The organism is Kitasatospora papulosa, assembly GCF_000717245.1.
Taxonomy (GTDB): Bacteria; Actinomycetota; Actinomycetes; order Streptomycetales; family Streptomycetaceae; genus Streptomyces; species Streptomyces papulosus.
The window spans coordinates 712,535-732,620 of the sequence record NZ_JNYQ01000001.1 but is presented as its reverse complement, the minus strand read 5'-3'; the positions used below and the strand labels follow the sequence as shown (position 1 = coordinate 732,620).

Genomic DNA, 20,086 nt, shown 5'->3' with positions numbered 1-20,086 from the left:
ACGGAGCCATCGGTCACGGCGACGCGAGGAGGGCACACATGGCCGGGCTACGCCTGGGACCACTGCTGAGGTACGTCGACTGGGAGTCCGGCTCCCGGGCGACGGTCTGGGTGGAGTCGACCAGGCCCTGCACGGCGGAGGTCCGCTGCGCGGACGGGGCGGCGGGCTCCGCGCCCACGTTCGCCGTCCAGGGCCATCACTACGCCCTGGTGGTGGTGGAAGGGCTGACGCCCGGCTCCACCACGCCCTACGAGGTGCTGCTCGACGGCCGGCAGGTGTGGCCGCCCGAGGACTCCCACTTCCCGCCGAGCACCATCACCACCCCCGCGCTCCCCCAGCCCGACGAGGAGAGTCCGGTCCGGGTCGCGTTCGGCTCCTGCCGGTGGGCCGCGCCGCCCGCCCACGGCCACGACGCCATCGGCCCGGACGCGCTCGACACCCTGGCCGTCCGCCTCGCCGCCGACCCCGAGGCGGTCCGCCCGGACGTCCTGCTGCTCCTCGGTGACCAGGTGTACGCGGACGAGACCTCGCCCGCCACACAGCGACGGCTCGCGGCCCGCCGCGACCTGGACGAGGCCCCCGGCGCCGAGGTCGCGGACTTCGAGGAGTACACCCATCTGTACGACGAGTCCTGGCGCGACCCGGACGTGCGATGGCTGCTCTCCACGGTCCCCAGCTGCATGATCTTCGACGACCACGACGTCATCGACGACTGGAACACCAGCGAGGCCTGGGTCCGGGACATGCGGCGCACTCCCTGGTGGCACGAGCGGATCGTCAGCGGGCTGATGTCGTACTGGGTCTACCAGCACCTCGGCAACCTCTCCCCCGAGGCCCTGGAGGCCGACCCGGTCTACGCCGCCGTGCGCGCCGCTCCCGACGGCACCGAGACCCTGCGCGCCCATGCCGCGGCGGTCGACGCCGAGCCGGCCCGGACCCGCTGGAGCTACCGGCGTGTTTTCGGCCGAGTACGACTGCTGATGGTCGACACCCGGGCGGCCCGGACCCTCGAGGAACAGCGGCGGGCGATGCTGCGCGACGAGGAGGCCGCGTGGCTGCGCTCCGAGGTGCTCGACGACCCCGGCGCGTACGACCACCTCCTGATCGGCACCTCGCTCCCGTGGCTGCTGCCACCCCTCGTCCACGATGCGGAGACCTGGAACGCGGCCCTGTGCCGCGGTGCCCGCGGCGAACGCTGGGCGCGCCGCGGGGAGAAGGTGCGCCGGGCCGGTGACCTGGAGCATTGGGCCGCGTTCCCGGAGTCCTTCGACCAGTTGTCGGAGCTGCTGCGGGAGGCGGGACGCGCCTCCGGCGCCCCCGCGACGATTTGCGTGCTCTCGGGCGATGTGCACCACGCCTACATCACCGAACCCCAGTGGTCCGACTCCACCCCGGACGGCACTCCCGCCGCGCACGTCCTGCAACTGACCTGCTCTCCCGTCCACAACTCCGTCCCCGCCTACATACGCGCCGGGTTCCGCTTCGGCTGGAGCGGCGCGGGCCGGTGGCTCGGCCGTGCGCTGGCGCTCCACGGACGGACGGGCCGCCCTCCGATGCGCTGGCGCAAGACGGGCGGACCGTGGTTCGGCAATCAGCTGATGACACTCACCCTGCATGGCCGGAAGGCTGCGCTGACATTGGTTCAGGCCAGAGCGAGGTCCACGGGGGCCCAGTTGGAGACCGTGATGGAGCGCTCACTGACATCGAACGAATGACCGACTTTCAGCCAGCCTCATAATGTTGAACTTGCAAGTAATAATGAGGTCTCCCTAACCTGATGGGCCCCGATCGGTTCACGTCCCCAGACCGAAGGAGCCCCACCCCCCATGTCCATACGCCTGAACCGGGCCCAGCCCTACGCCCTCGGCCTCTTCCGTATCGTCATCGGCTTCCTCTTCGCCTGCCACGGTGCCGCTTCGCTCTTCGGAGTCCTGGGCGGCGCCATGGGCGGCGGCACCGTCCCCGCCGGCACCTGGCCGGGCTGGTACGCCGCTGTCATCCAGCTCGTCGGCGGCACCCTGGTCGCACTCGGCCTCGGCACCCGTATCGCCGCCCTCGTCTGCTCGGGCTCCATGGCCTACGCGTACTTCAAGGTCCACCAGCCCGAGTCGCTGTTCCCCCTGCAGAACGGCGGCGAGGCGTCGGCGGTCTTCTGCTGGGCCTTCCTGCTGCTCGTCTTCACCGGCTCCGGCGCCCTCGGCCTGGACCGGCTGTTCTCCTCCCGCGACAGCTCCGGGCACGCGGGTGAACCCGCCCGCGAGAAGGCCCGGGCCGTCTCGGTCTGACGCACGCTCCCCGCACTCCGGCCCCCCTTCCCTACAAGGGGGGCCGGAGTCGCGTTCCCCGGGGGTCCGGTGCCGCGCGTGACCTGCGCGACATCGGACGCGCGCCCGGCGAATACCAGGTGAACCCGGTGAACAGCAGGCGTACGCTGTACAGCTGGCCCTGCCGCTCCTGCCGCTCCCCTGCGACGTCGCGGCGTTGACACGGAACACGGGAACCGGGAACGGGGAGTAGAAAGTGCTCGAGAGTGTGGGTGCGCTGACCGGCAGCCCATGGATCTACGCGGTGGTCGCCCTCTCGGTGGTCCTGGACGTCTTCCTTCCCGTACTCCCCAGCGGTGTTCTGGTGATCACCGCTGCCACCGCGGCCGCCGCGAGCACCTCCACCACGGTCACCGCCGCGGCCGGGGAAGCCACCCGGCACGTGCCCTCGCTCGTGATCCTCACCCTCTGCGCGGCCACGGCGTCCGTGCTCGGCGACCTGGTCGCCTACCGCCTCGCCTGGCGCGGCGGCGACCGCCTCGACCGGGCCATCGCCCGCTCCCGCCGTCTGACCTCCGCGCAGGAGCGCCTCGGCGCGGCGCTGAGCCGCGGCGGAGGGGCGCTCGTCGTCATAGCCCGTTTCGCCCCGGCCGGCCGGTCCGTCGTCTCGCTGGGGGCGGGCGCCGCCCACCGCAAGGTGAAGGAGTTCCTGCCCTGGTCGGCCGTCGCCGGCGTGGCCTGGGCCGTCTACAGCGTGGGCCTCGGCTACTTCGGCGGCCAGTGGCTGGGCGCGGGGTGGCTGGGCACGGCGGTCTCGGTGCTCGCCCTGTTCCTGGCGGGCTCGCTCGCGGCGGTCGTCGTCCGCCGCCCCGCCCGGCCGTCCGCGGTTGCGGCTGCGGTCGCCGGAGCCCCGGCCGGCACCTGACGGCCCGCACGGCAGCTCAGGCCCGGGCGGCCGCGCCCCGTATCTCCAGGCCGTCCAGCAGCCGCTGGGTCGCGTCGGCGATCTCGGCGACGGCCCGGTCGAAGACCTCCTGGTTGTGCGCGGCGGGCGCACGGAAGCCCGACACCTTGCGGACGTACTGCAGGGCGGCTGCTCTCATCTCCTCCTCGGTGGCCTCTTCGGGGATGGCTGGCGGACGAAGCGTCTTGATGCTGCGGCACATGCCTCCAGTGTGCGACGCGACACTGACAACCGGCCTCCGGACCTACGCTCCCGCCCGGCCCCCGAGCGGCCCGACCGGCGGGATGACGTAGCTCCCGTCGAGAATCGCCCGGTCGGGCAGGTGGAGCCGCATCAACGCGCGGAAGCGGCCGGGCGGCACGGGCAGCCAGTTGGCGGCCGCGGCCGGGTCAGCGGGGCGCTCAGCCGCGAGGTGCAGCGTCAGCGAGCCGTCGGCACCGTGGACGAGTCCGGGCGTCCGGTCCCCGATCGCGTACCGTTCCTCGGCGTTCGCGACCAGGTGGCCTCCCGGGCTGTCGTACACGGTCAGCGACCAGAACGCCCGCACCGGTGGCGGCGGGGAGAGGCGCAGGACGTAGGGGTGGAGGCCGTCGAGCGGGTGGCCGCGGGAGTCGCACGCCGTGTGCGCGTACACCGCCTCGTACCCGTGGGGCAGCCGGCGCCCCTGCCGCGCGGCCACCGCTCTGACCAGGTAGGAGGCCTCACGGTCGGCGATCGTCCATTCCGGTCCCCGGAGCGTGCCGACGCCGAAGTGGTCCAGGTTGTAGTCGCGCAGGTGCGGAACCGTCCGCCAGGCGCCCGGTGGCCCGCCGGGCGCGGCCCCCGCACGCCGGGCGGCCTCCTCCACCCGCAGGCGGCCCAGGGCCAGCCCTCGCCCCAGGGCGCGTACGAGTCCGGGCCCGGCCGACACGTACGGCGAGATCCCCTCCTCCAGGAGCCCCAGGGGCTGGAAGCGGTCCTGGTACGCGCGATCCGCCGAGGCGGGCGGGAAGTCGGCCATCCACACCCGGAGCTCCTCGAAGAACCGCAGTTCCCCCGGTACCCCCGGCTCGGTCGCCGGGAGACCCGTCCGGTGGGCGCGGTCGCCCAGATGCGTGAGCGTGAGCTCCTGCTGGAGCGCCCTGACGCGCGGCAGATCCTCCGGTCCGTCGCAGGCGAGGCGGCCCACGACGGAGACGACGGAGGTGGGCGCGTCGATCACCCCCGACAGCCCGTCGGGGACCGTACCGGCCCAGCCCGGCGGCACGACCAGCCAGTCCCCCTCGCCCGTACCGGTGGCCCGGGGGCCGAGGTAGGCGAACGCGTTGCCCCACGCGTCCACGAACTGGAGGACGTAGTACGCACCGCCGGTGTCCGGGACGTGCAGCCTGACCGGGCCTCCGGAGAGGTCGAGCTGGGCGAGCGCGTCGACGAGGTCGGCCGGGGCGTACGGGACGTGGGTACCGGGCGTGGCCGGCCCGTCCGCGTGGGCGAAGTCGTTGAAGGGAGCCGGCGCGAGCATCCCGCTGCCCTCGTGGAGACACGCCTGGACGGCCGACAGCTGGCGGACGAGCGGGGATCCGTAGACGTACGCGTCGGCGGCCAGCGCGGTGACCGCGTCCGGCTCCAGGCCTCCTCGCCCCGGGCTCATGTCAGACGGCCCGAGGTCCGGGTGCGGGCAGTGACCGGGCCATGGGACTCCTCCACTCGGCGGACGGTGGTGCACGGCGGCGGGCAGGTCCGACCCTGCGGGACGGCCTCACCGGCAACGACCCGGGCGCGCCCGTTCGGGTGACGGCAGCACCACGCCGCCGCGCGGGGCTCATCCCCAGGTTTCGAGGTCTCCGCCCCGCCACTCGATCAGTTCCGGCTGGTCCAGATCGATCTCCTCGGCCCCCTCCGCCAGCCCGGCCCGCCGCAGATACGAGGCGACGTCCCCACGGCCGTGCGCCAGCCCCACGATCTGCCCGCGCACGGTCACCCGCCGCCCACCGGTCGGCGTGGGCGGATACACGATCACAGGCGGGTGTCCGGACATGCCTCCACGGTCCCCCGTGGCCCCCGGGCCCGCAATTTCGGCGGCGGTGGAAGGCGGCCGTGGCGCGCTCGTTGACGCACGGGAGGGCGGGCTGGGCGGACAGGCCACCGCGCGCGCGAACAGCTGGCTAGGGTCCTCCCCATGAGCGCAGCCATAGCCGCCATGGTCACCGCAGTCGTCGGAGTGCTCGGCACACTCTTCGCGCCGCTGGTCGCCAGCTGGGTGACGAAACGCCAACGCGACGCCGAGGGCCTGGTCGAGGAGCGGCGGCGGCTCCTGGAGGAGCGGCGCACCGCCTACACCTCGATGAACCGGGCGACCAGCCACTTCCACACCCTCCTCAAGGACGCCCTGCACCGTACGCGGGACGGGGTCCTCACCGACGAGGACCGGGAGCGGCTGGAGGAAGGGCGCCGCGACTACCGTGCCCGGTACGCCGAGGCCCAGATGATCGTCCCGGAGGCCGTCCTCGACTCGTCCCGCGAGGTCAACGTGGTCCTCGCGGGGGTGGACGCCGCCCTCAAGCGCGTCGACCGGGGTGTGCCCCGCGACGGGGAGACGGCCGTGCGGCTGCTGCTGGACCTCAAGGCGGCGGATCCGAAGCTCACGGCCATGCACCGTCTGATGCGGCAGGATCTCGGCGTGTCCGGCTGAGGCGTTGCCGCGTCACGGCGGGGCTTCCGACGGGGAGGCGGCGCTACCGGCGGGCACCGGGGTCGTGGTAGGTCTCTGCGGGAACGTCGGCCGAGTGACGGGCGACGCGGGGCGGAGGAACGGTGGGCATGGGCGGCCGCGGGGTGCTGGGAGTCGTGGCGACGGCGACCGACGGGGTGGAGACGCTGCGCACCGGGCTGGTCGGACCGGCTCTCGCGCTGGGCTGGCAGGTGGCCGTGACCCTGACACCGACCGCAGGCCGATGGCTGAGGGCGAACGGTGAACTGGACCTGCTGGAGACGCTGACCGGCCTCCCGGTACGCGACTCGCCCCGCCTGCCGGCCGAACCCCGCCCGCACCCGGTCGCCGACTGCTACGTCGTCGCTCCGGCGAGCGCGAACTACGTCGCCAAGCTGGCGACGGGGATCGCCGACAACCAGGCGCTGACGCAGGTGGGCGAGGCCCTGGGGACGATCGGCGTCCCGGTGGTGGTGTTCCCCCGGATCAACGCGGCCCACGCACGGCACCCGGCATGGGAGGGTCACCTCGGGACACTGCGCGGGGCGGGCGTGGATCTGGTGTACGGGCCTGACGTATGGCCCCTGTACGAGCCACGTCGGGGCCCGGCGGTCCGGGAGCTCCCGTGGGCGGCGATCCTGGACCGCGTGGCCGTCCTCGCACAGGGGAACGGGGCTTTCCCGGAGGGCCCGGCGTAAGCGGACCGACAGAGGGGTGGGGCATCGATGGCAGGCCGGGTCACAGCGGTGAGCAGCAACGCGGCGTACTCGTTCAGCAAGCCGAATCGCGCGCACGTGACGTTGCTGGCCGGGCTCGGGGTCGAGGGGGACGTCCATGCCGGCGAGACGATCCGCCATCAGTTCCGCACGACCTACGAACCGGACCTGCCCAATCTGCGCCAGGTGCACCTGATGCACGAGGAACTCTTCGACGAACTCGCCCTCAAGGGCCACGCCGTCGCAGCGGGACAGCTCGGCGAGAACATCACCACCCGTGGTGTCGACCTGCTCGGCCTTCCCACCGGCACCCTGCTGCACCTCGGTGAGCAGGCGGTGATCGAGGTGACGGGGCTGCGCAACCCGTGCGCGAAGATCAACGACTTCCGGCCGGGCCTCCTCGGAGAGGTCTTCGCCCTCGACCCGGTCTCCGGGGACTTCACCTTCAAAATCGGGGATCATGGCCGTGGTCCGCCGGGGCGGCCGGGTGCGCCCGGACGACGCCGTCGAGGCCGAACTGCCACCGGGGCCGCACCGCCCGCTGGAGCGCGTCTGAGGGGCGACGCCCCACGGACGGCGCTCCAGCGGGCGTGCTCCACGGGGGTACTCGCTACCGGCAGGCTCGGCCAGGGGCGGGCTGGCTAGCGCGTGGAGCCCGCTCGCCGCTCGTGACGTGCGCGGGCGAGGCGATGGGCCTCGCGGAGCAGCAGGCGGACTGCCGCATCGGTCCGGGGGCCCGGGTTCACCACCGCGAGCCAGCCGGCGGAACCGTAGACGGGGTGGGCGATCACTGCGTCGGTGGCACCGGGCACGACGTCGGCCGTCGGCTCACCCGGCGCGTGGCCGGTCCACTCACGGAAGAGGTCCTTCCCTGCGGCGACGCTGACGCGAAAGGTGTCCGGGCGGCCGAGGAGCGAACTCTCGTCGCCCGGGTAGTCCTTCGTCACGATGGTCGCGAACGGCTGCGCCGTCACCGGCGCCGCCCCGGCGGGAGAGTAGGAGAAGAAGGTGTCCCCCCAGCTGATCTCCGGTGAGCCGTCGCCCGGTACCGGGGTGACGGTCCGGACTCCGTCGAAGCCCTGCATGAAACCGATGATCTCGTCGATGGTCATGTGCTCAAGCGTTTCATTGAGGTGCTTGTGGAGACTTCGAACCGGAAAGCTCAGGAGCAGCAGGTGACAACCCTCAACTCGCCGTTCTGGCGCACCATCGACGTCGCGCGCCGTGCCGGGTACTCCGTCCAGCAGGTCCGCAACCTGGAACGCGACGGTGTTCTGCCCCCGGCGGCCCGTACCACCGCCGGCTACCGGGTCTACGGCGAGAGGCATCTCTGGTCCGCGCTGGCCTACCGCGCGCTCGCGACCGCCACGGGTCCCGTCGAGGCCAAGCGGATCGTCCGCGCCGTGCACGAACGCCCGGCCGGCGAGGCGCTCGCCCTGCTCGACGCGGCGCACGCCCGGCTCGACCGGGAACGTACGGACCTGGCGCTCGCGGAGGAGGCCGCCCTCGCGATCTCGAAGGACCCCGTCGAGGACGTGAGGCCGTCGGACTCGATGAGCGTCTCCGAACTCGCGACCGCACTCGGGGTGCGCCCCTCGACACGCCGAAGGGCTGGCGGTACCCGACCGGGTCCCTCCGCGAGGGGTGAGACGGTACGCGCCGGCCCAGGTCAGGGACGCCCGGATCGTGCACCAACTACGCGGGGCCGGCTACCGGATCGCCCCGCTCCGCGCGCTGATGCCGGGTCTGCGGAGCGGACGCGGCCGGGAGGACGTCGCTGCGGCGCTCGCGGTCCGGGGCACGGGCATCGCCGTACGCTCCCGTGCCCTGCTGGACGCCTCCGTGCCGCTCAGCCGGGTCCTCGCCCCGAGCGTGGATGATCACTCCTCCGCCGGTTGGCCACCGGCGTAGGCTCCGCGTGTTCGCACGCGCGGAATGCGCGGCATGCGTGGCCGAGGGGGCGTTCATGAGTGGTTCCGGGACGGACGAGGCGCGGACCGGGGACGGTGCGCCTGCCGGCGGACCGCGACGGCGACGCGTACTCCCAGGTCTGGGAATCGCCCTTCTGATCCTGGCGGTTCCCGTGGGAGGGACGGTCTGGCTGTTCCAGGACGAACTGTTCCACCCGTTCGGCGACTCCCGGGCCTGCGAGGGCAGCGAGGTGCCGCTGTCGGACGTGGTCGGCGCGGCGGACGCGGCGATACCCGAGGACGCCACGGACATCCACCACGTCACCCGGAACGGCAGCGCGCAGGTCACCTTCGTGAGCCGCCGGATGCCGGACTTCCTCCACCGGACGGGCCTGGTCCCCTACGGCACGTCGGTGTTCGCCTCCCGTTACCGCAGCAAGTACGCCCTCGTCGACGGTGAGACCGAGCTCCCTGCAGGCCTGTGCGGCTCCGGCGTCCGGGGGCCCGTCATGACGTACGGCGGCTCCTCGGTCAGCGTCATGGTGGAACGTTCCCCCTTCAACGAGGAGTCCTTCCGGAGACCCGCCCGCGCCCTGGTCACGTACCGCACGCCCTGACGCGTCGCGGGCGGCGGCAGCGTCAGCCGGTGCCCGCCTCAGGGGCGAACGGGCCTTCCAGGGCGGCCCATTGCAGGAGCATGACGGTCTTGCCGTCGACGATGCGTCCGTCGCGGACCATGGTCAGGGCGTCGGCGAAGGGCACGTCGAGCACTTCGATGTCCTCGCCCTCCTCCTCCAGCCCGCCGCCGCTTCCGGTGCGGTGGGCCGAGGTGTAGGGGGCCGCGTAGAAGTGAAGGCGCTCGGTGACCGAGCCCGGGCTCATGTAGGCGTCGAAGACATGGGTGAGAACGCCGAGTGTCACTCCGAGTTCCTCCGCGGCCTCCCGGCGGACGGCGGCGACCGGGTCGTCGCCGTCGAGCAGCCCGGCCGCGGCCTCGACGAGCATGCCGTCGGGGTGTTCGTTGACGTAGGCCGGGTAGCGGAACTGTCGGGTGAGGAGCACACACCCGCGCTCGGTGTCGTACGGCAGGACCACCGCGCCGTTGCCGCGGTCGTACGTCTCACGCTGCTGGGTGACCCGACGCCCGTCGCGGCGCCGGTAGTCGAAGGTGGTGCGGCGCAGGACGTGCCAGCCCCGAGAGGTCAGCTCGACGTCGCGGACGACGACGTCGGGGTTGCGGTCGAGGTCCCGCCCGGCACGGTCGAGGCCGGTGCGGCCCCGGTGGTCGGGGACGTCGATGCCGGGGCGGGCGCTCACAGGGCCTCCTGCGGAGCGAGTCGCGGAATCTCGCTCACGTCGTGGTACACCGGCAGGCCGCGGAGCCGGGCGGTGGCGACGTCCTGGTCGGCTCCGGCGGAGTCCCCGGGGAGCCGGAGCACGGCGTCGCAGTGGGCGAGGAGACGGTCGGCGGTCGGGTAGAGGACCTGTTCGGCGAGCGGGTCCGTGGGGCCGGCGCCTGCCGAACTGAGGACGGGGAGGGCTATCCACTCCCCGATCACGGGGAGATGGCCGGCGGCGAAGACCGGCCACGCCGCCGTTTCGAGACGGGCGAGGTTCGCGGCCATGGCCTGCGGGTCGCCGTCGGTGCCGGAGCGGTAGGGCCCTGCGATGAGGATGAGCATCGGCTTGTCGGTCATGGGCGTTACGATACACGCAGAAACGTGCAAGAACAGGAGAGACTACGGATGCTGGCTGCTGAACGACGCGACCACCTGCTGGGCCTTCTCGCCCGCGAGGGCAAGGTCGTGGCCAAGAACGTCGCCGCGGATCTGGGCATCTCGGAGGACAGCGTGCGGCGCGACCTGCGCGATCTGGCCGCCGAGGGACTCTGCCACCGGGTCTACGGCGGCGCGCTGCCGGTCTCCCCGGCCGTGGCTGACTACGCCACCCGCACGTCCGTCACCCCGGACGGCAAGCGGAAGGTCGCCACGAGGGCGGCGGCCCTGGTACGGCCGGGCAGCGCCCTGATCCTGGACGGCGGCACCACCGCCCTCGCCGTCGCCCGCACACTCCCGCCGGAACTGGCGTGCACGGTGATCACCCACAGCCCGACGATCGCGGCCGCGATGATCGAACACCCGCTGGCCGATGTCTTCCTGCTCGGCGGACGCATCTTCAAGCACTCGGCGGTGGCCTGCGGCGCGGCAGCGGTGGAAGCCGCCCAGAACGTCTCGGCCGACATCTGCCTGCTCGGCGTCACAGGCGTCCACCCGGAGGCGGGCCTGACCACCGGCGACGCCGAGGAAGCCGCGATGAAGCGAGCCCTGGCGGCCCGGGCGGCGGACACGTACATCCTCGCGTCGTCCGAGAAGATCGGCACGGCCTCACGCTTCCGCGTCCTGCCCTGGGAGGACATCAGCGGACTGATCACCGACGCCGACCCCGGCCACCCGGTCGCCGAGCAACTCATGGCACGGGGGGTGGAGATCCTGGCTGCGGACTGATCGACGCCGGCACCGGGAGGGGCCGGGGCTCCCGCGGCCGCACTGATCGTCAGGCTCCGAGCTCGGCAATCACTGATCGGTTGAGAGCGACAGAGACACTGATCCAGGGAAACGACCCCATCCAGAGTGAGCTGATGAGGGTCTGGGAGGGGGCGGGTCGTGGACGTCGTGTAACTGATGGAGTGGTTGGCCGAGCGGGGATGCTCAGTGGTCTTCAAGGCTGACGGCGAGCGCGCACAGGGGCGCCGTTGGATGGTGATCGTCACCGGTGGCGCCCTGGGGGCGGAAGGGTTTTTCAGGGCTGACCTGTCGTCCGCCGAGGCGTGCGTCGAGGCCGCCCTTGAGCACTTGGCGAAGCAGCAGATTTCACCCTTCACGTGAGCTCGGGAGGAAGCTGCGGCGCTCTGAGGTGACTCGCCGGCGCGCTGGGCGGGGCAGAACTCGGGCGAGGAAGGCTCCCGTGTCGCTAATGTGCGGCGATGATGAATGAGGGGGCACGCCTTGGCGCGGAGGCAGCGCGTCGCCTGGCACAGACAGACCTCTTTGAGTTCGAGCCGGGGCTGACCGACGCCGAGTTCGCGCGGATCGAGCGGGAGTACGGGTTCCAGTTCGCGGACGATCACCGCGCATTCCTCGCGGCCGGCCTTCCGGTCAACGTTGCTCCCGAGGACGGGCAGACCTGGTCCAAGCCTTGGCCCGAGTGGCGCAGTGGCGATCCGGACAGCTTGCGTAATCAGTTGGGCTGGCCCGTCGAGGGCGTACTCCTCAGCATCGAGCACAACCGCTTCTGGTACCAGGCATGGGGCGAGCGTCCAGCCGATGATGCAGCCGCCCTGGCCACAGCGCGGTACTGCCTCGAGAAAGTGCCGGTGCTGGTGCCCGTGTACGCCCACCGGTACGTCCCGGCCGGCCAGGGAAGCTTCGGGCACCCCGTGCTCTCGATATGGCAGACGGACATCATTTACTACGGGGAGGACTTGGTCGACTACATGCACCGGGAGTTCGACGAGACACGGGGCGACGTCGACGAGAGTTGGAACCCGAGAGCGGCGACTGCCACATTCTGGCGGGACCTTCTCTGACGTATCTGGCACGTGACTGGCACGACGCCTCTCCCCCACCCCACGGCTGAGGAACGAACTAGGCCCAGGCTCCCGGTTCTGTACCGGTGACCTGGGCCTTCGTCGTGCTTCCTGCTGGTGGGCGCGGACGGTTTCGAACCGCCGACATCTGCTTTGTAAGAGCAGCGCTCTACCCCTGAGCTACGCACCCGTGGATGAGCCAACAGGTTACATGGCCCACGGCCCCCATCGGCAATCCGGTTCCGCCCGGGTCGGGCGCCTGCACGCCTCGCCGCCCCACGGCCCCGCCCGCAGTCGCGCTCCCCCGAGGGCAGAACGGCCCCCCGAGGCCGGTACGGGGGATATCCCCACCCCCGAGACGGTAGCCGTCCGGATCGTGCCGGGGGTGGGCCCGTACATACGGTGGTGCCACACCGGTAGGGCTCTCAGGGGGACTTCAGATCATGACCGTTCGCACACGCCGCACCGACACGCTCGTCGCCGCTGCCGGGACCGTGCTTCTCGTCGCCGCGCTCAGCGGCTGTGGCAGCACCGATGCGGAGGACGCCCCCAGTGAGCACAAGTCGTTCGCCTTCGGAGGGAAGGCGCTCACCATCGACGCCGAGAACTCGAGCCTGGACCTCGTGTCCGCCGATGTGAAGGAGATCGAGGTGACCCGCCGGGTCGACGGCTGGGTCGTGCTGGGCAGTGGGCCGGACCCCGTGTGGAAGCTGGAGGGTGACGAGCTGAAGCTCGAGGTGAAGTGCCGGGCCGTGATCAGCAACTGTGAGGCGTACCACGAGGTCAAGGTGCCCCGCGGTCTTGCCGTGACCGTGCAGGGGGACAACGGGCGGGTCGGTGCCGTCGGCTTCGCCGAGCCCCTGAAGATCTCCGCCGACAACGGAGGGGTGACCGTGCGTGACGCCTCCGGGCCGCTCGAGCTGCACGCCGACAACGGCTCGATCGAGGCGGAGCGGATCTCGGGGCGTTCCGTGATCGCCCGGTCGGACAACGGGACGGTCGAACTCGGTTTCGCCGAGGTCCCGGACCTGGTGGACACCGTGAGTGACAACGGGAGCATCTCCGTGACCCTGCCGGGCGGGAAGGAGACGTACGCGGTGTCCGCCGAGGCCGACAACGGTGACGTCTCCGTGGACGTCCCGCGCAGCGAGAGCAGTGAGCACGTGGTGAAGGCGCGCAGCGACAACGGTGAAGTCACCGTCCGAAGTGCGAACTAACCGGCCCGTGCGTTCGTCCTCACTGGTGGGAGAATGAACCGGGCAGGGCGGATCGGCACGGGAGAGGGATGTGACGGCGACACACACGCGGCCGGAGGCGAAAGCGAGTGTTGGTTCCGCCGTCAGGGACGTCCTGGTGCTGATGCTCCTGCCGGTCCCCCTGGTCGCAGCAGCATTGCCGGCCGCCTTCGCGGGCGGGGGTACGCGCCGCTGGTTCGGCGGGCGTGGGGAGAACCAGCGGGCCGACGCGCAGGCGGCGAAGGACGCCGCGGCCGCCGCCTTCTACGAGCTGGACACCGCTCAGCGCGATCTTCAGATCTCGATCGAGACGATCACCGCGGTCGACAGTTCGCCGCGCGCCCGCAAGGCCGTGGAGGACTTCGCGGCGCTCGGTCGGCGGATCGACGACGTCAGCCACGTCTACATCACCGCGGTCGACGCCCACGACCTCGACCGGGACGATCTGGAGCCCTCGGCGGCGGCCGGTGCGCGCACCCAGCTGACCAGGGCCAAGGACGAGCTCGTGCGGGTCAAGGGCGAGCTGGACCGTTACGCCCAGGGGCTCGGGACGCTGCTCAGCAGCGCGGAGACGCAGCTGGCGCGGCTCGCCCCCGCTGTGGAGCGGGCCCGGCAGGCGTTGCTCGCCGCGAGCAACGCCCTGGACGCCGTACGTGCCTCGGGGCTGCGGGCCGACGATCTCGCGGCCCGGCTCGCGGCGCTCGCCCCGGAGCTGACCAAGCTCAACGAGGGTGCGGGGCGTCACGGCGTGGCCGAGACACTGCAGCGCGCGGACCAGGTGCTGCGCGACGCCGAGGCGGTGCGGGCGGAGGCGGACCGGCTTCCCGAGCGGGCTGCCGAGATCGACCGGAGGCTGGTGTCGCTGCGCACCCGGGCGCAGGCGCTGACGACGCGCGCCGGGCAGGTCGAGCCGGTGCTGAGTGAGCTCAGGCGGCGTTTCTCGGCCGCCTGCTGGCAGGATCTCCAGCCCGTTCCCGAGCAGGCCGCGGTGAATGTCCGGCAGGCCGAGGAGAAGCTGGCGGAGGCCGCCACGGCACGGTCCGAGCAGCGCTGGGCCGATGCGACGTCCCGTCTGAGCACGGTCCGTGCGCTGCTCAACGCGACCGACGAGGCGGTGTCCGCCGCCGGGGACCGGCTGCGGCGGCTCGACGCGGTCGCCAAGAATCCGCAGGCGGAGATCGATCGCACCCGGTTCGCGATCCGGGACGCGCAGCGGCTCGCCATGGCCGGCCGCAACACCCCGGATCCGCGCCATGCCCGCCCGCTCGACGACGCCGTGGCACGGCTGGAGCGGGCGGTCACCGGGCTCGACGGGCGGCATCCGGACTACTGGCACTTCCTCACCGAGACCGAAGCCGTGCGGCAGACGGCGACCCGGGTCGTCTCCGCGATTCGCGAGGATCTGGGCGGCGGGGCGTGAACCTCGCGTCGGACCACCACCGGGGTCACCGAACGGCCTGATTTGTCCCATGCGGCAGGTAGGCCGATCCTGGAAGTACTCAGCGGCTTTCGCCGAGGCGTCCCTGGCCGCACGCGGCCGAAGGAGGCCGTCATGGCCACACACGTCCTGCGTCCCACGCGCCGTCGCGGCGTATCTTCCCGCCGCAAGGCCACCCGCCTCGACGAGCACCTGCCCGTCGACCACCGCCTCAGCCAGGTGTACCGGGTCGGGGCGGGTCTGATGGGCCTGGTCCTCGTCGCGTTCGGCATCCTCGGGCTCATCGACCGCATCGGCATCTTCGACACCGGCGGCGACACGGTGGCCGGCCTGAACACCAACGGCGCGCTCAGCATCCTGTCCATCTGCGTCGGGCTGCTGCTCTTCGTCGGCATGGTCGTCGGCGGCAACTTCGCCTCGACCCTCAACATGGTCCTGGGTATCGCGTTCATCATCAGCGGGTTCGTGAATCTGGCCCTGCTCGATACCGGCCTGAACTTCCTGGCCTTCCAGATGCAGAACGTGCTGTTCAGCTTCATCGTCGGTCTTCTGCTGATGATGTTCGGGATGTACGGAAGGGTCAGCGGCGGGCTTCCTCACGACAATCCGTACTGGCGGGCCCGCCACCCCGAACAGTTCGCGACGGAGGAGCGCCGCCGCCGCGCTCTCGCCCCGATGCCCGGCGTCGAGAAGGGGAAGAGGCTCTAATCTGGGGCCATGCCCCGTTACGAGTACCGCTGCCGCCCCTGTGGCGAGACGTTCGAGCTCAGCCGTCCGATGGCCGAGTCCTCCGCTCCCGCCTCGTGCCCGGCAGGGCATGAGGACACCGTGAAGCTGCTCTCCACCGTGGCGGTGGGCGGTTCGGCCTCCTCCGCGGCTCCCGCCCCCTCGTCGGGCGGCGGCGGAGGCGGTGGCTGCTGCGGGGGCGGCTGCTGCGGCTGAACCCGAAAGCGCTGGCCCGCCCCGTCGCCCACCGCCGACCGCCCGGAAAGAAAGGCCCGCCCCGTCGCCCACGGCGGAGCACCACGGAAACGGAAGGACAGGCCCGAGCGGCTCACCTGCGGCGGGAGAGCGTCAGTCCGTCCGCGACGGTCAGCAGCACGCTCTCCATCCGGGCGTCGGCGGCCACATGGTCGTTGAAGCCCCTGATGGCAGCAGTGGCCCCGGTGGCCAGCGGGTCGGTCACGCCTCCGTGGAACAGGACGTTGTCGGTGACGACGAGCCCGCCGGGGCGCATGCGCGGGACCAGTTCCTCCCAGTACGCGATGTAGTTGCCCTTGTCCGCGTCGAGGTAGGCCATGTCGATGTGCGGTTCGGCCGGCATCGCGCGCAGGGTGTCCAGCGCGGGCGCGATCCGCAGGTCGATCCGGTCGGCGACGCCTGCCTTCTCCCATGCGTCCCGGCCGTAGGCCGTCCACTCCTCGGAGATGTCGCAGGCGATCAGCACCCCGTCCGCGGGCAGTGCCTGGGCCATCGACAGCGCCGAGAAGCCGGTGAAGGTGCCGACCTCCACGACGTGGCGGGCGCCCGTCAGCCGGACGAGGAAGGCGAGCAGCGGCCCCTGTTCCTGCGCCGACTGCATGCCCGCCTGGTCGGGCAGCTCGGCGTAGGTGGTCTCCACCAGTTCGCGCTGCACCGCGTCCAGCGGAGGGTTGTGGGCCAGCGTGTACGCGTACAGCTCATCGGTGATCTTGGTGCTGTTGCCCTTGGTCATGCGGGTCTCCTCGGTTCACGGCGGCCCGCCCAGCTTGCCGAAGATCACCCGCGGGTGCTCAGCGACCCGCCCCCTGCGTGTCGGCGGCCCGCAGGAAGCGGCGCAGTATCTCCTCGCCCGCGGCGACACCCCGCTCCCTGAGCACCTCGGTGTTCGGCGCGCCCCAGCCGCAGTCGGCGAGCTCTCCGTGGCCCGGGCGCCAGGCCCGGTCGGCGGCGAGCAGCAGGTCGGCGTCCAGGAGTGAGTCGCCGGCGGCGAGCGTGCGCGTGGCGCCGGTGCGGCGGGCCACCTCGTGCATGGCGGCGCTCTTGGTGAGCGGCTTGGGTACGACGTAGATCTTGCGGCCCTGGAGGGACACGCTCCAGCCCTTGGGGTCGGCCCAGGCCGTGAGTTCCTTGACCCAGCCCTCGGGGAGGGCGGCGCGGTCGACGACGAGGTAGGCGAAGAGGTCCTCGGCGACCCGTTCCTTGAGCAGCCAGGAGGGGTCGGACGCCGCCTGGAGGTGGGCGCGGACCTCGGCGAGCGAGGCGCACTCGCCGGAGATACGGCCGGTCACGTGCTGCTGCCAGTCCGGGTCGGACACGCCGTCGACCAGGATGTGGCCGCCGTTGGCGCAGATCGCGTACCGGGGTGCCGGGCCGGGGAGGTGGATGCGGCCGTACTGTTCCCGGGTCCGGGTGGTGGTCGGTACGAACACCGTGGTGCGGGCCAGTTCGCCGAGGAGCGCGGCGGCCGTCTCCGTCATGTAGCAGAGGGGCGCCCTGTCGTAGACCTCCACGCAGAGCAGACGCGGGGCGCGGTCGTCCGGCATGGTCAGCTGGAGGGCCGCCGCGGAGTAGATGAGGGTGCGGTCGAGGTCGCTGGCCACCAGGGTCACGGGAGCCTCCGGGGAACCGCCCTCGGGGGTGGTCATGGTCGCGCTCACTTGGCCGTCACCGCCGTGCCGTCCGCACCGGTGGCGCCCCTGGTGTACTTGGGGTGGATCAACCCCAGACAGGTGTAAGGGAGTTCGTCGACCTCCTCGACCGGGACGCCGCGCTGCCCGGCGAGCAGTCGTACGTGGTCGAGGTCGGCGCCCGCTCCCCGCTTGGCCAGGATCTTCCACGGCACGCGGCGCAGCAGCACCCGCGTCGTCTCGCCGACGCCGGGCTTGACGAGGTTCACGTCGTGGATCCCGTACTCCTCGCTGATGCGTTCCACCGCCGCCCAGCCCTCCCAGGTGGGGGCCCGGTCCGCGGTCAGGAGTTCCTTGGCCTCGGCGCCCACGGCGTCGGCGACCTCGTCGAACCGGGCGGCGACGGTGTCGAGGAACAGGCCGGAGACGTCGGACCCGGCGAGTTCGCGGTAGAACTTCGCGCCGTGGAAGTCGTGCGGGCCGACCAGGTCGGAGCGCAGGACCGTGCGGGAGACGAGCCCGGACACCGTGGAGTTGAGGCAGGCGGACGGGATGAGGAAGTCCTCGCGCGTCCCGTACGTCCGTACGCAGCCGCCCGGGTCGGCCAGTACGGCGATCTCCGGGTTGAAGCCCTCGAACTCCTCCAGGGCCGCGGCGAGTTCGCGCGTGATGGCGCCCTTGCCGGTCCAGCCGTCGACGAAGACGACGTCCGCGGGGTCGTGGTGCGCGGCCAGCCAGCGCAGGGCGTTGGCGTCGATGCCACGGCCCCGGACGATGGAGACGGCGTAGTGCGGCAGGTCCAGACCGTGCCGGTGCAGGGCCCATCGGCGCATGAGCACCCCGACGGGGGTGCCGGCCCGGGCGAGGGAGACCAGGACGGGGGTCCCGCCCGAGCGGCCCCCGGAGCGGGAGCGTTCGGCGAGGACGGTCTCGGTGACGGTGCCGACGGCGCGGGCGATACGGGCCGCCGAGGTGTCCAGGGCGGCCTTGAACAGCTCCTGGTACTGCGGGCTGGGCTGGTATTCGACGGGCAGCGATTCGGCGTAGTGGGCGCCGCCGCTCTGGATCGCCTCCTCCCGCTCCTCGGTGGGGGCCTCCAACTGCGTGTCGGACAGGTCCTGGAGCAGCCAGCCGACCTCGTCCGCCGCGTAGGAGGAGAAGGCGGGGCCCCGGAGGGGTTCGGGCAGCATGGCGGTTTCCTGCCTGTGGGGGGCCGGGGACGTGTCCGGGGCCGGCGAAAGGATCCTGCGCGGCGTCGGCGGGAGGGCCGGGTCCGAGACCTGGGACGACGCGGGGGACGAGGCGGACGACGATGTGGACGCCGAGCCGGACGACGGGGCCGGTGGCGGGTCCTGCGGCAGGGCGGAGGACGGGACGTACGAGGGGACGACCGCGAGCAGGACCCGGTCGGTGTGTCCGGCGAGCCGGGCGAGCAGTCCGTCGGGGGCGTGCAGGGCCGGGGTGTCCGCGGCGGAGTCGACGACGGCGACGACGGCGTCGAAGCCACCGCCCGCGACGTTGTAGGCGTACCGGTCGCCGGGCCCGTCGGCCGGGTCGTCGTGGGCGGGGAAGACGAGGCGGCTGCGTATCGCGTAGCCGGGGTCGTCGACGGCGAGCACGGGTGAGCGGGTGGTGGTGGAGTAGCGCACCTCGGCCGTGGTGGCGCCCTCCAGCGCGGTGCCGAGCCGCAGGGGCGCGTACATCAGCTCCTCGAAGCCGAGGACGAGCACCCGGCGGGCGTCACCCAGGGCGTCGGCGACACGGGCGGCCATGCCGGGGAGAGCGGCTTCCAGAGCCGCGCGGTGCGCGGGGGTGAAGCCGTGCCGGCCACCGTCGGGAACACCGGCCGGCCAGTCGAGGGTGACGCGTGCGGGGACGGACCGGGGCGCGGGGGGCGCGGTCGCCGCGTGGTCCGCGTCCTGTGCGGACACCAGGGCCCGGCCCTTCTCCAGGACGCCCTCGGGCAGGCGCACGGTGCCGCGGGCCCGGGCGACCAGGTCGACGCGGGCACCGATCTCCTCGGCGAACTCGGCGAGCCGCCCCTGGTCGGCCTCGGACCGCATGTCCACCAGCGCGACGATGACGTACCGGTCCCGGGGATAGCGGGCGTGGAGGGCGCGGATGGTGTTGAGGACGGTGTTGCCGGTGGAGAACTCGTCGTCGACCAGGACCAGCGGAGAGCCGTCCGAGGAGGCCTTCAGCAGGTCCGGGTCCTCGGGCAGCAGCAGATGGGAGGTGGCGTGGGAGTGCGCCTCCTCGAAACCGCCCGCCTGTGCGACACCGGGGACGGGGCGCCGGGTCGAGTGCAGGTAGGGAGCCACCCCGAGCCCGTCCGCGACGGCGTGGCCGAGGCCGGTCGCCGTCTCCGCGTAGCCGAGGACGACCGCGCGGCCCGCCTCGGCCTCGCCCAGCAGGTCCCGCACCCGTTCGCCGAGCTCGAAGCCGACACCGTGGACCACGGACGGCCGCTGCGGCACGTGCTTGCCCAGGACGTTCGACACGAGCAGATGGGCCCGCTTCGGGTTGCGGCGCAGGGCGAGGCCCAGCAGCTCCCGGAGCTCCCCGTCACCGACGAGCTCGACGCCGAGCCGCTCCGCGACCCAGTTCCCCGACCACTCCACGTCCACTGCCTCTTCTTCCGGTATGTGCTCGGATTCTTCCGCCGCCCACGCGCC

Annotated in this window: 23 protein-coding genes, 1 tRNA gene and 2 pseudogenes; 16 read left to right on the top strand and 10 right to left on the bottom strand. The window is 72.3% G+C overall.

From position 1 onward, the window contains the following. Nucleotides 1-38: 38 nt before the first annotated feature. The 3 genes from IA22_RS0103185 to IA22_RS0103175 all read left to right on the top strand — a co-directional run bounded on the left by IA22_RS0103185 (nucleotide 39) and on the right by IA22_RS0103175 (nucleotide 3,189). Nucleotides 39-1,715, top strand: a complete 1,677-nt coding sequence (locus IA22_RS0103185; protein WP_015577002.1) for an alkaline phosphatase D family protein — start codon at nucleotides 39-41, stop codon at nucleotides 1,713-1,715. Between the two features lie 111 nt (nucleotides 1,716-1,826). After that, nucleotides 1,827-2,285: a DoxX family protein gene (locus IA22_RS0103180; RefSeq protein ID WP_014156500.1), complete on the top strand. Its 459-nt coding sequence runs from the start codon at nucleotides 1,827-1,829 to the stop codon at nucleotides 2,283-2,285. A 235-nt stretch (nucleotides 2,286-2,520) separates the two neighbouring features. Then, a complete protein-coding gene (locus IA22_RS0103175) occupies nucleotides 2,521-3,189 on the top strand; it encodes a DedA family protein (RefSeq protein ID WP_030122671.1) in 669 nt (222 codons plus the stop codon). A 16-nt stretch (nucleotides 3,190-3,205) separates the two neighbouring features. Here IA22_RS0103175 and IA22_RS0103170 read toward each other — a convergent pair whose 3' ends face one another. The 3 genes from IA22_RS0103170 to IA22_RS0103160 all read right to left on the bottom strand — a co-directional run bounded on the left by IA22_RS0103170 (nucleotide 3,206) and on the right by IA22_RS0103160 (nucleotide 5,245). Beyond that, nucleotides 3,206-3,430 (bottom strand): DUF2277 domain-containing protein, encoded by a 225-nt coding sequence (locus IA22_RS0103170; RefSeq protein ID WP_015577004.1) that lies wholly within the window; start codon nucleotides 3,428-3,430, stop codon nucleotides 3,206-3,208. A 42-nt stretch (nucleotides 3,431-3,472) separates the two neighbouring features. Further along, nucleotides 3,473-4,858, bottom strand: a complete 1,386-nt coding sequence (locus tag IA22_RS0103165; protein WP_015577005.1) for a DUF1254 domain-containing protein — start codon at nucleotides 4,856-4,858, stop codon at nucleotides 3,473-3,475. Between the two features lie 171 nt (nucleotides 4,859-5,029). Then, nucleotides 5,030-5,245, bottom strand: a complete 216-nt coding sequence (locus IA22_RS0103160) for a hypothetical protein (protein ID WP_014156497.1) — start codon at nucleotides 5,243-5,245, stop codon at nucleotides 5,030-5,032. 141 nt (nucleotides 5,246-5,386) lie between these two features. On the opposite strand from IA22_RS0103160, the gene IA22_RS0103155 reads away from it, so the two are divergent. From IA22_RS0103155 to IA22_RS33930, 3 genes and pseudogenes are all read left to right on the top strand, one after another. Beyond that, nucleotides 5,387-5,899, top strand: a complete 513-nt coding sequence (locus tag IA22_RS0103155; RefSeq protein ID WP_015577008.1) for a hypothetical protein — start codon at nucleotides 5,387-5,389, stop codon at nucleotides 5,897-5,899. Nucleotides 5,900-6,027: 128 nt separating this feature from the next. Beyond that, on the top strand, nucleotides 6,028-6,615 hold the full coding sequence (locus tag IA22_RS0103150) for a flavoprotein (RefSeq protein WP_030122670.1): 588 nt from the start codon (nucleotides 6,028-6,030) through the stop codon (nucleotides 6,613-6,615). Between the two features lie 27 nt (nucleotides 6,616-6,642). Further along, nucleotides 6,643-7,189 (top strand): annotated as a pseudogene (locus tag IA22_RS33930) (MOSC domain-containing protein). A gap of 85 nt (nucleotides 7,190-7,274) precedes the next feature. On the opposite strand, the gene IA22_RS0103135 reads toward IA22_RS33930, so the two are convergent. After that, nucleotides 7,275-7,745, bottom strand: coding sequence for a DUF6194 family protein (locus tag IA22_RS0103135; RefSeq protein WP_030122669.1), 471 nt, complete (start codon nucleotides 7,743-7,745; stop codon nucleotides 7,275-7,277). On the opposite strand from IA22_RS0103135, the pseudogene IA22_RS38105 reads away from it, so the two are divergent. The 3 genes and pseudogenes from IA22_RS38105 to IA22_RS0103125 form a co-directional block, all read left to right on the top strand. Further along, a pseudogene (locus tag IA22_RS38105) lies at nucleotides 7,746-7,910 on the top strand (hypothetical protein); the annotation flags it as partial. A gap of 409 nt (nucleotides 7,911-8,319) precedes the next feature. Further along, complete coding sequence (locus IA22_RS37460) at nucleotides 8,320-8,544, top strand: MerR family transcriptional regulator (protein WP_245229536.1); 225 nt, start codon at nucleotides 8,320-8,322, stop codon at nucleotides 8,542-8,544. Between the two features lie 55 nt (nucleotides 8,545-8,599). Next, nucleotides 8,600-9,160 (top strand): hypothetical protein, encoded by a 561-nt coding sequence (locus IA22_RS0103125; RefSeq protein WP_030122668.1) that lies wholly within the window; start codon nucleotides 8,600-8,602, stop codon nucleotides 9,158-9,160. 22 nt (nucleotides 9,161-9,182) lie between these two features. On the opposite strand, the gene IA22_RS0103120 is transcribed toward IA22_RS0103125, so the two are convergent. Beyond that, nucleotides 9,183-9,860: an NUDIX domain-containing protein gene (locus IA22_RS0103120; RefSeq protein WP_030122667.1), complete on the bottom strand. Its 678-nt coding sequence runs from the start codon at nucleotides 9,858-9,860 to the stop codon at nucleotides 9,183-9,185. Then, entirely contained in the window at nucleotides 9,857-10,240 is a 384-nt protein-coding gene (locus IA22_RS0103115) for a hypothetical protein (protein ID WP_015577015.1), read from the bottom strand. The genes IA22_RS0103120 and IA22_RS0103115 overlap by 4 nt, the downstream gene beginning before the upstream one ends. A 48-nt stretch (nucleotides 10,241-10,288) precedes the next feature. On the opposite strand from IA22_RS0103115, the gene IA22_RS0103110 reads away from it, so the two are divergent. From IA22_RS0103110 to IA22_RS0103100, 3 genes are all read left to right on the top strand, one after another. Beyond that, nucleotides 10,289-11,047 (top strand): DeoR/GlpR family DNA-binding transcription regulator, encoded by a 759-nt coding sequence (locus IA22_RS0103110; protein ID WP_015577016.1) that lies wholly within the window; start codon nucleotides 10,289-10,291, stop codon nucleotides 11,045-11,047. A gap of 207 nt (nucleotides 11,048-11,254) precedes the next feature. Beyond that, complete coding sequence (locus IA22_RS33920) at nucleotides 11,255-11,428, top strand: hypothetical protein (RefSeq protein ID WP_245229535.1); 174 nt, start codon at nucleotides 11,255-11,257, stop codon at nucleotides 11,426-11,428. A gap of 98 nt (nucleotides 11,429-11,526) precedes the next feature. Beyond that, nucleotides 11,527-12,129, top strand: a complete 603-nt coding sequence (locus IA22_RS0103100) for a hypothetical protein (RefSeq protein ID WP_030122666.1) — start codon at nucleotides 11,527-11,529, stop codon at nucleotides 12,127-12,129. A 115-nt stretch (nucleotides 12,130-12,244) separates the two neighbouring features. Here IA22_RS0103100 and IA22_RS0103095 read toward each other — a convergent pair. Next, nucleotides 12,245-12,319, bottom strand: a tRNA-Val gene (locus IA22_RS0103095). Nucleotides 12,320-12,572: 253 nt separating this feature from the next. Between IA22_RS0103095 and IA22_RS0103090 the strand changes: the two genes are divergently transcribed. From IA22_RS0103090 to IA22_RS0103075, 4 genes are all read left to right on the top strand, one after another. Further along, nucleotides 12,573-13,346, top strand: a complete 774-nt coding sequence (locus tag IA22_RS0103090) for a DUF4097 family beta strand repeat-containing protein (RefSeq protein WP_030122665.1) — start codon at nucleotides 12,573-12,575, stop codon at nucleotides 13,344-13,346. 70 nt (nucleotides 13,347-13,416) lie between these two features. Beyond that, the gene (locus IA22_RS0103085) at nucleotides 13,417-14,784 is read left to right on the top strand and encodes a hypothetical protein (RefSeq protein ID WP_033248658.1); all 1,368 of its coding nucleotides are present in this window, start codon (nucleotides 13,417-13,419) and stop codon (nucleotides 14,782-14,784) included. Between the two features lie 132 nt (nucleotides 14,785-14,916). Next, on the top strand, nucleotides 14,917-15,510 hold the full coding sequence (locus tag IA22_RS0103080; RefSeq protein ID WP_014156483.1) for a DUF4383 domain-containing protein: 594 nt from the start codon (nucleotides 14,917-14,919) through the stop codon (nucleotides 15,508-15,510). A gap of 9 nt (nucleotides 15,511-15,519) precedes the next feature. Beyond that, the gene (locus IA22_RS0103075) at nucleotides 15,520-15,744 is read left to right on the top strand and encodes an FmdB family zinc ribbon protein (protein ID WP_030122663.1); all 225 of its coding nucleotides are present in this window, start codon (nucleotides 15,520-15,522) and stop codon (nucleotides 15,742-15,744) included. 112 nt (nucleotides 15,745-15,856) lie between these two features. On the opposite strand, the gene IA22_RS0103070 is transcribed toward IA22_RS0103075, so the two are convergent. From IA22_RS0103070 to IA22_RS0103060, 3 genes are read right to left on the bottom strand one after another with little or no spacing between them, the layout of a single operon-like run. Continuing rightward, nucleotides 15,857-16,516 (bottom strand): O-methyltransferase, encoded by a 660-nt coding sequence (locus tag IA22_RS0103070; protein WP_014156481.1) that lies wholly within the window; start codon nucleotides 16,514-16,516, stop codon nucleotides 15,857-15,859. 58 nt (nucleotides 16,517-16,574) lie between these two features. After that, entirely contained in the window at nucleotides 16,575-17,429 is an 855-nt protein-coding gene (locus IA22_RS0103065; protein WP_030122662.1) for an HAD family hydrolase, read from the bottom strand. A gap of 8 nt (nucleotides 17,430-17,437) precedes the next feature. Then, nucleotides 17,438-20,038, bottom strand: coding sequence for a phosphoribosyltransferase (locus IA22_RS0103060; protein ID WP_038271654.1), 2,601 nt, complete (start codon nucleotides 20,036-20,038; stop codon nucleotides 17,438-17,440). Nucleotides 20,039-20,086 lie beyond the last annotated feature (48 nt).